This window comes from Chitinophaga pollutisoli (genome assembly GCF_038396755.1).
Classification (GTDB): Bacteria; Bacteroidota; Bacteroidia; order Chitinophagales; family Chitinophagaceae; genus Chitinophaga; species Chitinophaga pollutisoli.
Map to the genome: position 1 here is coordinate 4,851,853 of NZ_CP149822.1, position 13,390 is coordinate 4,865,242.

Consider the following 13,390-nt stretch of genomic DNA (forward strand, 5'->3'; position numbering starts at 1 on the left):
ATGACTTTGCTGAGTATCGGGCACCTTTCGCTGCCGATCGAAGATCCGTTATTGAAATTCCTGCTGGAGCTTATCATTATCCTGAGCGCTCCGTTGCTGCTGAATAAGATAAAAGTCCCGCACCTGCTGGGGCTCATCATCGCCGGCGCCCTCGTGGGGCCGAACGGCTTCCACCTCCTGGCGCGCGACAGCAGCGTGGTGGTGACGGGCACCACCGGTCTGCTGTACATCATGTTCCTGGCGGGCCTCGAAATCGATATGGGCGATTTTAAAAAGAACAAATGGAAAAGCCTCGCGTTTTCAGCGTATACGTTCGCCATTCCGTTCGGGCTGGGCCTGATCGGCGGGTATTATATCCTCGGCTTCAACTTGCTCACTGCCGTGTTGTTTTCCAGTCTATTTTCCTCGCATACCCTGATCGTGTATCCTTACATCAGCAAGATGGGCATCGCCAAGAACCCGGCGGTGAATATTACGCTGGGCGGCACGATGGTGACGGATGTGTTGTCACTGCTCGTGCTGGCGGTGGTGGTGGGGATGACGCAGGGCGACGTGGGAGCGGGGTTCTGGGCGCAGCTGTCAATATCGATGGTGTTGTTCGTGTTGGTGGTGCTGCTTGTTTTCCCGCTGATCGCGCGGTGGTTTTTCAAGCGGGTGGAGGATAAGATTTCGCAGTATATTTTCGTGCTGGTGATGATTTACCTCGCGGCTTTGTTGTCGGAGTTGGCCGGTGTGGAAGCCATTATCGGCGCATTCTTCGCGGGGCTGGCGCTCAATCAGCTCATTCCGCGCACGTCTACACTGATGAACCGGGTTGAGTTCGTGGGAAATGCCATCTTCATACCGTTTTTCCTCATCAGCGTGGGCATGCTCATTGATTTCAAAGTGTTTTTCAGGGGATGGGAGACTTTAGGTGTGGCGGCCGTGATGCTGGTCGCGTCTATCGGCGGGAAGTACCTCGCGGCCGTCGCCACCCGGAAATCGCTGCGGCTCACCAAAGACGAAGGCATGCTCATTTTCGGTATGAGCTCCGCTTCCGCCGCGGCCACGCTGGCCTCGGTAATGGTGGGTTACAACATCATCCTGTCAGAAACCGCAACGGGCGAACCGGTGCGGCTACTCAACGAGCACGTTCTCAACGGGAGCATCCTGCTTATTCTGATTTCCTGTATCATTTCTTCTTTTGTGTCGCTGTCCAGCGCGCGGCGCATTGCAGAGGCGGAGAATGAGGAAACCGTTTCAGGTAATAACAAGGAGCATGAGCACATCCTCCTGGCTATGAACCATGGCGAAACGGTGGAGAGAATGGTGAACCTGGGATTGCTGGTGAAAGGCAAGTCCGCCGCCAATCAGTTATTCGCCCTCAGTGTGATCGATAACGACAAGAATGAATCAGCAGTGAAAAATTCGGAGAAGATCCTGCATGAAGCCGTGGAAACCGCCGCGGCGGCGGATGTAGAACTGACGCCGCTCACGCGGTACGATAGCGACGTGGTGTCTGGCATCGGCAATGTGATCAAGGAGCGAAAAATAACCGATGTGATGTTTGTATTGCAGGATGAAAAAGGCTTTTCGCCTTCATTCGTCTACAACCTGCACAACGGTTACCTGCGCAACGATCATGTGAACGTGCTGATTTACCATCCCGCGCAACCAGTTGCTACCATCAGGAAATATACGGTGCTTATTCCGCAGCGCGCGGAAATGGAGCCCGGCTTTTTCCATGCGCTCCTGCGCGTCTGGAACATCGGCCGGAATTCGGGCGTGAAGATGGTTTTTTACGCCGGCGCGGCTACACGCAAAGTGCTGGAGCGCATCCTGCTGAAAGCAAGCCTGGAAGCGGAAATCCGCGAATGGCAGCATTGGGGCGAGGCAGACAGGATTGCGGCGGAAGTGAAGGCGGACGAAGCGCTGGTGGCGCTCATGGCCAGGCAAGGAACACCGTCTTTCGCCCACGAAATGCGGCGCTTCCCCGACTTTTTGAACCTGCGGCTGAAAGAGCGCACTTATCTCCTCATCTTCCCGTTTGCGGATGAAGACGGCCAGGTAGAGAAACGGTCGGTCAGCAACCACCGCGACTTTATCGAGATCGGGAATGTGATCGGACGGGTTTTTAAGTAGCGATCCACTAACTTGCACTTTCCAATTACAACAGATTTGTATTCAAAAGAAGAAACTTCCCGGATCAGAGAGGCTTTCTGGACCGCTTTCGGCCAGTATATCACACCGCACCTATCTGCCGAAGGCGGCCGGGTAAACTGGACCAATTACAAAACCGGCGTAAAGCACATTTATTTCCGGATGCAGGCCGGCAACCGCGATGCCTCGATCGCTATCGAGATCGCGCATCCCGACGACGGCATCCAGGAGCTGTTCTTCGAGCAGTTCGCGCAATTCAGGGCGGCCCTGGAAGCACATCTCGGCGAAGTTTGGACCTGGCAGCTGCACGCGAAAGACGATTATGGGAGAACCGTCAGCAGGATTTTCACGGGATTGCCCGGCGTGAGCATTTTCCGGAACGAAGACTGGCCGGCGCTGATTTCTTTTTTCAAACCCAGGATCATCGCGCTGGATGCGTTCTGGTCTGAAATGAAATATCCCTTCGAAGAACTGAGCTGACCTTCTACCGAAATCCTCACTAAATTCAGCGTAATCGTAGCTCGTTGACGAAATATCGCGGAGGGTGAGGGATGAATTAATTTGTAAGATATTGATAGTTAATTGAATAGGTCGATGGCATGCGGGTTGCAAGACTTACCCTGTTAACAAATCATCGTTCACCATTACGTGCAGTATCATGTCACTTTTATCACAAACCCTCCGCAACAGCATCCTTCCGACGGAATCTGAAGATGCTTCCATTCCCGTTCCCATCCGTGAAACGGACACCTGGCAAGGCTCCGAGTACCTCGACGATCAGATCCGGACAGACGAGCAGGAAGAAGGCTTCACCTCCACACAGACCGCCTGATATTCTGAAATATGCATATAGGCAAAGCTTATAGGTTAACTTCCTTTTTGTACTGGACCCGCCGCGATTTGTACTTGTTGGTGATCCTGGCCACGGTGCCGGTGGTGTTGTACGAGATTTGCGGCTGGAGGTGGGCGGTGCTGCCATGGACCGTGGTTTCGCTCCTGGGTACGGCCACGGCGTTTATCGTCGGTTTCAAGAACACGCATACCTACAACCGCACGCGCGACGCCCAGGCCATCTGGACCAATATCGCCACCACCAGCAATCTCTGGGGCATCATGTGCCGGGATTACTTCCGGGATCCCGCCGTGGCGAGAAACCTGATTTCCCGGCACTTCGCCTGGCTCACGGCATTGCGCTATCAACTGCGGGGCAAGCGGATCTGGGAGGTGGCCGATAAGGATTATAACGCGGAATACCAGCGTTATTACACGATCCCCGAGCGCACTTGCGACCTCGACGGCGAACTGGCGAAATATATTTCGGTGGATGAGCGGGCGAAGTTGCTAACGGTCCGCAGTAAAGCCACGCAGCTCCTGGCGATGCAGAGCGCCGCCGTGAAGGCGGCATTTGGAGCGGATGCTGTGCAGCTGGCGCAGTTTATCGAGCTACAGCGTACGCTCAACACGTTTTTCGCGCAGCAGGCGCAGAGCGAATCCATCAAGGACACGCCTTATCCGCGGCAGTATTCGATCATCAGTACTATATTCGTCCGGGTGTTTAGCGTGTTGCTGCCGTTCGGGTTGCTCCAGGGATTCGATGAGCTGAACCGCTCCACGCCGGGCCTTATGCACGGGCATATGATCTGGCTGCTGGTGCCTTTCTGCGTTATCATTTCCTGGATGTATACCTCGCTGGTGCAGGTAGGCGAGAGCACGGAAAACCCTTTTGAAGGCAGCGCCAACGATGTGCCCATCACGCAGATTTGCCGCACGATAGAAATCGACCTGCGGGAAATGCTGGGAGAAAGGGACCTGCCGCCGGTGATTTTGCCGGAAAACGATATTATCCTGTAAAATTTTTGCGGGGAAATGTCCAATATGAAGAAAGCCGATTGTTATTCAAGTAGTAAAAACATATAAAATGGAACAAAGCATTAATTTCATGGAGAAGGGCCAGAACGCCCTCAAGTCTCTTTTCAGCGCCGGCGCGTATTTGAAGAAATCGTTGATTGAAAGGAAATTGCTGGAGCTGGTGGATTTCAGGGTGTCGCAGATCAATGGTTGCGCTTACTGCCTGGATATGCATTCGAAAGACGCGCGCGCCCATGGCGAAACGGAGCAACGGTTGTATGCACTGAGCGCCTGGCGTGAAACCAGCTTCTTCACCGACCGAGAAAGGGCTGCGCTGGCATGGGCCGAAGCTGTGACCGCCGCCAATGTGCCGGAAACCACTTTCAAGCGGGTGCGGGAGCATTTCAGTGAAGAAGAACTGATTGATCTCACGCTGGCGGTTACCAACATCAACACCTGGAACCGCTTCAATATCGCGTTCCCGAACCCCGACGCAGTGGGTACTTACCAGGCCGGACAGTTTGGCTGAGACAAGGAACAACACCAAAAAAACAGGTACATATGAATGAATTCTTACTGGTATTCCGCAGGGATTACAAAACCAGGGAAACCCAGCCGTCGCCGGAGCAATTGCAGGCGCATCTGAGCAGGTGGCGCGCATGGTTCGAGGATCTCAAGGCGCGCGACCTGCTGGCCAGGCCGCTGCAGCCCTGGGAGCCCGCGGGCAAAGTGCTCAAACATGATAAAAGCGTGACCGACGGACCGTTCGCGGAAATTAAGGAGTCGATCGGCGGGTTTATCGTTATCAAGGCCGAAAATTACGACCAGGCGGTAAAGATTGCGGAAGGATCGCCCATCCTGGAATTGGGCGGCTCCGTGGAAATCCGGCAGGCAGCCGGGTAATCAACTTAACATGGAGGAAAGCGCCTTAATACCGCACCTGTTCAGGACAGAGTACCGGAAGATGATTTCGGTACTGTGTGCCCGTTTCGGGATAGAACACATCGAACAGGCGGAAGACATCGTGAGTGAAACTTTCCTCGCCGCTACCGAGTCGTGGAGCACCCGCGGCGTTCCGGAGAACCCACAGGGCTGGCTGTATACCACCGCGAAGCATAAAACGCTGAACTGGCTGAAAAGGAATAATTTCTTCAGGGAAAAACTGCTGCCCGACCTGCGGTACAGCACCCCGGAAGGAGAGGAGCCAGACATCGACCTGTCGGACCGCAATATTTCCGACAGCCAGCTGGCGATGATGTTTACCGTCTGCCACCCCTCCATTCCACCCGAATCGCAGGTGGCCCTGGCGTTGAACCTGCTGTGCGGATTTGGCGCGCAGGAGATCGCGGACGCTTATCTCACCACGCCGGCTGTCATCTATAAAAGACTGGGCAGGGCGAAAGAAAAGTTGAAGGAAGCCGGCATCCCGGTAGAGCAGCCTTCCGCCAGGGAGATCAGCGAGCGGATCAATGCCGTGTTGAAAACGATCTACCTGTTGTTTTCCGAAGGTTATTTTTCATCGTCGAATAATGCGGTGGTGCGGAAGGAACTTTGCGTGGAAGCGATGCGGCTGAATTATTTGCTGGTGGAACAACCGCTGGCGAACCTCCCTGCCGCCAATGCCCTGCTGGCGCTGATGTGCTTCCATGCATCGCGGTTCGATGCGCGGGTGGGCGAAAGCGGGGAGATCATGCTCTACCACGAGCAGGACGCCTCGCGTTGGAACCGGGAGCTGATTGAAAAAGGAGAATATTATCTCAACCAGGCCGCCACCGGTCCCATGCTCACCACCTACCATATCGAAGCCGCCATCGCGTGGTGGCACACGCATCAGGAAGACACGCCCGAGAAATGGGATAACATCCTTGATCTTTACAACCGCCTGCTCATCCTCCAATATTCCCCCATGGCAGCCCTCAACCGGACGTACGCCCTGGCCCGCGCCAGGGGCAAGCAGCCCGCGATCCGGGAGGCGGAGAAACTGGCGTTGACGGACAACTTCCTGTATTACTCCCTGCTCGGTAATCTGTATACGGGCGTGGACGATGAAAAAGCGATCCGCCATTACCAGACGGCGCGGCAGCTCGCCAATACGCCATCCGGTGTTGCCGCGATGGAGAAATATATCGCGGAGCTGACACACCGCCCGGTACACTAAAGCAAAATTCATATCGCGGCAAAACGCAATTTCCATGCTGGCTCCCCGGGCCGGCGGGCCCTTCCTATGCGTCAAAAACAGATAAACCATGACTAACGCAACATTGAGAAAGAAGCATATCGTCGTGATCGGCGGCGGCTTCGCGGGGCTCAACTTCGTGAAGCAGCTCTATCGCAACGGGTTCTACGACATCACGGTGGTCGACAGGAACAATTACAATTACTTCACGCCGCTGCTTTACCAGGTGGCTACCAGCTTCCTCGAGCCCTCCAGCATCAGTTACCCATTTCGCCGCCTGTTCCGCAATAAAAACGTAGCGTTCCGCATGGCTACCCTGCTGGACGTGGACACCGCTTCCAGGACACTTCACCTGGGTGACGGCAGCGACCTCACGTATGATATCCTCGTTTTCGCCGCCGGATCGCGCACGAATTTCTTCGGCAACGAGAATATCCGCCATCAATCGTTTTCACTCAAAGGGATCGACGATGCGCTGTACCTCCGCAACGAGCTGCTCAAAAACCTGGAAAGGGCGTCCCTGGAAAATGACCCCGATGAGCGGCGGCGCATGCTCACCGTGGTGATCGCGGGTGGCGGGCCTACAGGTGTAGAAGTGGCGGGCATGCTCGCCGAAACGAAGAAATATATCCTGGGAAATGATTATCCCAGCCTGGCGCAGGCGCCGGTCAATATCCATGTGGTCGACGGCGCGCCGAACCTGCTGGCCCCCATGAGCGCCAAAACCCATGCCGCCGCATTCAACGCTTTGCAGAAACTCGGTGTGCAGGTGAAACTGAATACGCAGGTGAAAGATTACCATAACGGCCGCGTTCAGCTGTCGGACGGTACGAGCATCGAAGCGGGTACTTTAATCTGGGCCGCCGGCGTGATCGCCAATTCCTTTAGCGGCATCGCCGCGGAAAGTATGGGAAGGGGCAAACGCATGATCACGGATGCTTTCAATAAAGTGAAAGGATACGGCGACATTTACGCCATCGGCGATATCAGCATCCAGTTTACCGACGCGAAGTACCCCGAAGGCCACCCGCAGGTTGCCCAACCCGCCATCCAGCAGGGGAAAACGCTGGCGAGGAATTTATTGCGCATGGCGAAAGGGAAACCGCCGAAACCATTCAGATATTTCGACCGTGGCGATATGGCCATCATCGGCCGGCAATTTGCCGTGGCGGACCTCTTCAAGCACAAGCTGCATCTGGGTGGGATGATCGGCTTGATGGGATGGCTTTTCATCCATGTGATGTCGCTCGTCAATTATAACAACAAAATAAAAACGCTGTATAACTGGGCCGTGGCGTATGCCACCCGCGACCAGGCGCTTCGCCTGATCTTCAGGCCGGGTAACCGGGAAAACCGGAACCAGGCGGCCTCTTAAACTATCTGCCATGATGAGTCTCAAATTATTGTTCCGCTCCTCGCTGGGAAGAAAGCTGATTATGTCCATGACCGGACTGTTCCTCTGCCTCTTCCTCATCGTGCACCTGGGCGGCAATCTCACACTGTTTGCCGGCGATGAAGGATATACCTTCAATATCTACGCCCATTTCATGACGCACTTCCCACCCGTAACTTTCGCGGGGTATGTGCTGTACGTTTCCATCCTGATCCATGCGTGGTATGCCATCGTGCAAACCGTGCGGAACCGGAAAGCACGGCCGGTGAAGTATGCCGTTCCTTCCAAAGCCAAAGTGAGCTGGGCTTCGCTGAACATGGGATTACTGGGGAGCATCATTTTTTTGTTCCTCGTTATCCATATGACCAACTTCTGGGGCCGTTACAAATTCACGGAAGGTACGTACCGCGAATACCGAACCGATCTGCTGACCGGAAACATGACCAACACGCAGTACATTCCGAAATCCCCTGATTTCGAATATGCGGTGACCATGGAGGGGAATACGGAGATCGTCCGTGTGAAGGACTTGTACGGCATCGTCACGGAAAGCTTTAGCATGTTGTGGTACGTGATTTTGTACCTCTTTGCGATGGTGGCCGTGTCTTATCATTTGTATCATGGCTTCCAGAGCGCGTTTCAGACTGCGGGCTGGGCGCACCGGAAATACACATCCATCATCCGTTTTACAGGCGTCTGGATTTTCGCGGTGATTATTCCGGTGGCATTCGCGTCGATGCCGGTGGTGTTTTATATCAGAAGTTTGTTTTGAGATACAGGGTGACAATGAAAAAAGCCTTTGCGTTGTGCAAAGGCTTTTTGTTTTCTGCTCGTTCCTGAGATCAGGCAACCGGGGGGATGGCCATGCGTACTTCCACGATGGCGCCATATTGGATAATGGGGCAGCCTTTGGCCAGCTCCACCGCTTCATCGTAATCCTTCGCGCGGATGAGGAACAGACCGCCGATGGATTCTTTGCCTTCTGCGTAGGGGCCGCTGGCGATCTGTTCTTTCTTTTTATCGTGGCGGATCACTCTGCCGTCCACATCCCAACGTTTGGGCGGCGCCACCAGTTTATCCTGGGCGGCGATGCCTGCTACCCAGTCCTGGTAAGGCTTCAGGGCTTCTTTCATTTGTTCGGGGCTGGGCTGGGGATTGGCGCTGGTAAGATCTCTGTGGATCACTAAAAGGAACTCTTGCATGTTGCTGATTTTAAAATATGAATTGATGGTTTGAATACGGATAAAAAAGCGTTTCCAGGCTTGCCGGGCGCCGGTGTGTCGCTGCGTTGCTGACCGGATGTCGCGGAGCTATGGTGCACCGCGCCGGCGTTAGGTTGGGCTTCATGCGCGAACGGGTGGAAAGCGCATGCCTGTTACAACAGCCGCGAGCGAGCTGGCACCCGTCATCTTCGTTACAAACAGCGCCGGACAAGACCTGTAATCGGCTATGTTATTGCTTTGCCGGGCGTGTGGCGAACCAGGTGGCGAAATCGGTTTTGCCGATACGCGGCTGCGCGCCGGGGCCGGGTACCAGCGATTGGTCGTTCAGCATCGCGCCGAAATAACGGGCGTTGACGTCGGAAATCACCGTGCGGGAATCGTTCACTTCGCTGAGGTAGCGGGCCGCGAGGGCCGACAAGCTTACTTTCTCCGGGCCCGCGATTTCAACGGTGCCATTTACCGGTTTGCCGGTGGCTACGTCTGCAACAGCCGCCGCCACGTCGTCGGACGCGATGGGCTGGATGGCGGCAGGCGAGAGGTGGATATTTTCACCTTGCGCCGCGGAAGCCACGATGCCGCCGAGGAATTCGAAGAACTGGGTGGAATGGACGATGGAGTAAGGAATGCCCGACTTTTTGATGAGGTCTTCCTGAGCGGCTTTAGCGCGGAAATACCCGCTTTCCTGTAGGCGTTCCGTACCTACGACCGACAGTGCGATGTGATGCTTTACGCCAGCTTTTTCTTCCGCGGAAAGCAGGTTGCTGCCGGAAGTTTTGAAGAACTCCATCACGGCGTTGTCTTCGAACGAGGGCGAATTGGCCACGTCGATCACAACGTCCGTTCCCTGCAGGGCTTCGGACAAACCTTCCCCGGTAATGGTGTTAACGCCGGATGCGGGCGAGGCGGCGATTACTTCATGGCCTTCCTGGCGGAGGCGTTCCACGGTTTTGGAGCCGATAAGGCCGGTTCCGCCGATGACTACGATTTTCATGTTGCTGATATTTTAATGTAGATGTATGATTGGCTTTCTATTATGCCGGTTTGTTTGATGCATCCTATCAGGCAAGCGTGATGCCATTGCTTTAAATAATTGTATATCAATTAGTAATGTTGTTTTGAAGGCGGGTTTCCTTCACGCTATTCAGCGAAAAGCGCGGTGTTTCACGAAATGCAGTGTAAAGGGGATGGAGATAAAAAAGCCGGAACGGAATTGTTCCGGCCGCGGCTTCCGATTCAGCTGTTCAGTTGTTGAAATAATCCGCTTTCAATATCCCGAGTTTTTTCATTTTGGAGTGAAGCGTGGTGCCGGGGATTTCCAGGATCTCCGCGGCACCGCCTACGCCGGAAATCTTTCCGCCGCAGCGTTTCAGTACTTCGATGATGTATTTCTTTTCGATATGTTCCAGTGTTTTGGAAGTAGTGATTTGCGGTGTATCAGCACTTTCGCGCCAATTGCGGTGGGGGAGGTTGATGGCTTTGAGCAAGGGCCCGTCGCTGAGGAGGATGGCGCGCTCGATCTGGTGCTCCAGTTCGCGGACGTTGCCCGGCCAATCGTAGCTTTTCAGTTCTTTCAGCACTGCGGCGGAAATACCAGTGATCTTTTTGCCGATGTTCTTGCTGAACTTCCCGACGAACGCATGGGTCAGGGGTTCGATGTCTTCCAGCCGTTCCCGCAAAGGCGGTAAATGAATTGGGAACACGTTGAGCCGGTAGTATAGGTCGGAACGGAAGCGCCCTGCCTGCACCTCGGCTTCGAGATTACGGTTGGTGGCGGCGATGATCCGCACATCCACTTTGATGGTGGATTTTCCGCCCACTCTTTCGAGCTCCCTTTCCTGGAGCACGCGCAGCAGCTTCACCTGTAATTCGAGCGGCATTTCACCGATCTCGTCGAGGAACAGCGTACTGTTATTCGCCAGCTCGAACTTCCCGATGCGGCGGTCTATCGCGCCGGTGAACGCGCCTTTTTCATGCCCGAACAATTCACTTTCGATCAGGTGGGTAGGAAGCGCGGCGCAATTCACTTTCACCATGAGTTTGCTTTTCCTCGGCGACGCATTGTGTATGGCCCGCGCGATCAGCTCCTTGCCGGTGCCGGTTTCGCCCAGCAACAGCACGGTGGAAGAAGATTCCGCCACCTGCCGCATTAGCTTGTAGACTTTCTGCATCTGCTCCCCGCTGCCAACGATTTCCGAGAAGTTGTAAATGGTTTTGATTTGCTCGCGCAGGTAATCGTTCTCGTTTTCCAGTTTCTGTTTGTAGGCGATGATTTTCTCCGTACCCTGGATATTGGCGATAGCCACGGATATCTGCGCTACGATGCTGTTCATCACATTGAGATTCACTTCGTCGGACAGCAGCCAGAGCACGCCGATATTGGTGTTGCCTGCCCGCAAAGGCGCGCCGAACGCGCAACGCACACCCAGCGAATGCCAGAAATGAATGATCGGTTCCTCCGTTCCTTTTTCGATTTCTTCGCTGACGTTGAAAACGACCAACCCATCGTCGCCGAGCACCCGCGCCGATAGCGGATGGAGGATGTCGATGCGCCGGTGCATAAGGGTTTTGAACTGTTCTACCTTTTCTCCCAACATGGTTTCGTCGTACATGTAAGGCGAAAGCGTGAGGCCGTCTTCCTCGATGATGCGGATGATGGCCAGCCGTATGTTCAGCACGTTGTGCAGCACGTTGGAAATGGCGCGCTGGAGATCGTCTTTGGTACGCAGCGCGGCGATGTCGCGGCTGAATGTGTGAAGGAAAGCTTCCTCTTTTTCGCGCCGCAAAATTTCCTCATTGGCGATAATATTGGACATGGCGATGGATATCTGCGCGCAGATCCCCTGCAGCAGCGCCATATTGATTTCCCCGATGTTCAGCCAGAGAATGCCGAGGTTTTGGTTGCCGGTCCGCAATGCCATCCCCACTACGGAGTTGAAGCCCGCGTTTTTCCAATGTTGCAGATACAGCGCCGTATTGCCCCGGTTCAGTTCGGAGTTTACGCTGAGGAAAAGCGGGATCTCGCTGGCGAGGATGCGGTTCTGCAATCCGTCTTCTATCGGTAGTTTGGTGGATACCAGTTGCTGCACCAACGCTTCATCGAGGGTTTCGATGGATTCGTCGTACAGGTATGTAGTGGTGGTGGTTTGATCTTCGTTGATTTTCCGGATGGCGTACCCGTCGAGCGTGGCGATTTTGCGCAGACAGGTATGCACGGCCAAGGCGAGGTCGGCTTTGCTGCGGACGGCCGCAATGTCGCTGCTGAAATCGAGCAGGAAGGATTTCTCGTTTTCCCTTTCCAGGATTTCTTCATTCGCGGCAATATTGCTGACCACGGCAAACAGCTGGCTGGATATGCGTTTGAGAATCCCCACGGCCTCGGCCCCAAAGGTGCCCGGTTCCCTGGAAAAGAGCATGAGACTGTATTTGGATGAACCGTTGCCGCCGAGGATCTTGATGATCATCTCCTGCGCTCCCGCTTCATAATGCAGCCGGAACCAAAGCGGAGCGGCCGCCTTGTCGATCGGGCGCATGTCGAATACGACGGGGTTGTAATACATGGATGCCACGTCGTAGATGCCGTCTTCGGCGGGCGTAGCCATCGACAGGGCGTCGCCTTCGTCCGAAAGCTCGCGCAGCTGCGCTTCCGAGTCGATGAGGTACGCTTTGTAATTTTCTTCCCGTTCATCCATCACCGTCATCATACAACTCGAGAACGGCACGATTTCTTTCAGATGCGAGCCCAGTACTCTCAGCAAATCCTGCCGGCCTCTCACTTTTACCATTTCGTTGCTGAGCGACAGCAGGATTTCGTTGATCCATTCGCTGTGTTTCATGGCTTCATTAATCTGGATCTGCGCCACCGCGCTCGATATCTGCGGTGCAATACCGGTAACGATGCGCTTGAATTCCTCCGTGAAACCGGCCGCGTCTTTGGCGTACATGTGGAGAAATCCTATGATCTGGTCTTTGTCTTTTAACGGCGTCATCATCAGCGCACGGATACCCGCTGAGAAATTGACCCGCAGGAAAGTTGGGCTTGCCGGCACCTCATCTTCACGGTTCCATACAAAAACCGTTGGCGCTCCGTTTTCCATCACCGTTTGGATAAAGTCGTCGGCCATTGAGAAACGGGCCACTATCAGCTTGGGGTACAAATTATGCTCCTGGATGGGGGAGGACTGGGGATCGAGCAGGAATGGAGTGTAGGACTGCTGATCGGGGTTGATCAGCGTTACGATGGAATGGGAAAACGTGAACATCTCCCGGATCTTGTTGGACAGGATCACGATAAGGTCGGTTTTGTTCCGGACCTTCGTAATATCATTCCCCAACTCCAGGAGAATACGGCGCTCCGCTTCGAGGAACCTGATCCGGCCGCCAGGATCTGCGGATGGAGGTGATGGCGTTTTGGATGTGGAAGTTTTCATGCTTGCTGGACAGATTAATATGTTTAGAATAGTTGTGCTCATTTCTACAACAATCGGAAAGTCATAATTGGACATTCATCCGGCAGAAAAAATTTTAACGGGCTCTCAAAATATTGATAATCAGCATGGTGTATTTTAACATGGATAATCGTAAAAAAGGAAATCCGGGCACATGGACCCGGAT

At 54.3% G+C, this 13,390-nt stretch carries 12 protein-coding genes; 9 read left to right on the plus strand and 3 right to left on the minus strand.

The window, feature by feature from the left end; genetic code table 11:
• The 9 genes from WJU16_RS20630 (at position 1) to WJU16_RS20670 (ending at position 8,328) form a co-directional block, all read left to right on the plus strand.
• The gene (locus WJU16_RS20630; RefSeq protein WP_341835300.1) at positions 1-2,121 is read left to right on the plus strand and encodes a cation:proton antiporter; all 2,121 of its coding nucleotides are present in this window, start codon (positions 1-3) and stop codon (positions 2,119-2,121) included.
• A gap of 36 nt (positions 2,122-2,157) precedes the next feature.
• Positions 2,158-2,619: a DUF4268 domain-containing protein gene (locus WJU16_RS20635; RefSeq protein WP_341835301.1), complete on the plus strand. Its 462-nt coding sequence runs from the start codon at positions 2,158-2,160 to the stop codon at positions 2,617-2,619.
• A 178-nt stretch (positions 2,620-2,797) separates the two neighbouring features.
• Positions 2,798-2,971 carry a hypothetical protein gene (locus WJU16_RS20640; RefSeq protein ID WP_341835302.1) on the plus strand — a complete coding sequence of 58 codons (174 nt, stop codon included), beginning with the start codon at positions 2,798-2,800 and terminating at the stop codon, positions 2,969-2,971.
• A gap of 47 nt (positions 2,972-3,018) precedes the next feature.
• On the plus strand, positions 3,019-3,990 hold the full coding sequence (locus WJU16_RS20645) for a bestrophin family ion channel (RefSeq protein WP_341835303.1): 972 nt from the start codon (positions 3,019-3,021) through the stop codon (positions 3,988-3,990).
• Between the two features lie 67 nt (positions 3,991-4,057).
• Positions 4,058-4,516 (plus strand): carboxymuconolactone decarboxylase family protein, encoded by a 459-nt coding sequence (locus WJU16_RS20650; RefSeq protein WP_341835304.1) that lies wholly within the window; start codon positions 4,058-4,060, stop codon positions 4,514-4,516.
• Between the two features lie 32 nt (positions 4,517-4,548).
• Positions 4,549-4,890 (plus strand): YciI family protein, encoded by a 342-nt coding sequence (locus WJU16_RS20655; RefSeq protein WP_341835305.1) that lies wholly within the window; start codon positions 4,549-4,551, stop codon positions 4,888-4,890.
• Positions 4,891-4,900: 10 nt separating this feature from the next.
• Positions 4,901-6,145 (plus strand): DUF6596 domain-containing protein, encoded by a 1,245-nt coding sequence (locus tag WJU16_RS20660; RefSeq protein WP_341835306.1) that lies wholly within the window; start codon positions 4,901-4,903, stop codon positions 6,143-6,145.
• Between the two features lie 88 nt (positions 6,146-6,233).
• The gene (locus WJU16_RS20665) at positions 6,234-7,538 is read left to right on the plus strand and encodes an NAD(P)/FAD-dependent oxidoreductase (RefSeq protein ID WP_341835307.1); all 1,305 of its coding nucleotides are present in this window, start codon (positions 6,234-6,236) and stop codon (positions 7,536-7,538) included.
• Positions 7,539-7,548: 10 nt separating this feature from the next.
• Positions 7,549-8,328 carry a succinate dehydrogenase cytochrome b subunit gene (locus WJU16_RS20670; protein WP_341835308.1) on the plus strand — a complete coding sequence of 260 codons (780 nt, stop codon included), beginning with the start codon at positions 7,549-7,551 and terminating at the stop codon, positions 8,326-8,328.
• Between the two features lie 70 nt (positions 8,329-8,398).
• On the opposite strand, the gene WJU16_RS20675 is transcribed toward WJU16_RS20670, so the two are convergent.
• The 3 genes from WJU16_RS20675 to WJU16_RS20685 all read right to left on the minus strand — a co-directional run bounded on the left by WJU16_RS20675 (position 8,399) and on the right by WJU16_RS20685 (position 13,206).
• Complete coding sequence (locus tag WJU16_RS20675; protein WP_341835309.1) at positions 8,399-8,758, minus strand: YciI family protein; 360 nt, start codon at positions 8,756-8,758, stop codon at positions 8,399-8,401.
• Between the two features lie 250 nt (positions 8,759-9,008).
• Positions 9,009-9,770, minus strand: coding sequence for an SDR family oxidoreductase (locus WJU16_RS20680; RefSeq protein WP_341835310.1), 762 nt, complete (start codon positions 9,768-9,770; stop codon positions 9,009-9,011).
• Positions 9,771-10,020: 250 nt separating this feature from the next.
• Entirely contained in the window at positions 10,021-13,206 is a 3,186-nt protein-coding gene (locus WJU16_RS20685) for a sigma 54-interacting transcriptional regulator (RefSeq protein ID WP_341835311.1), read from the minus strand.
• Positions 13,207-13,390: the final 184 nt, after the last annotated feature.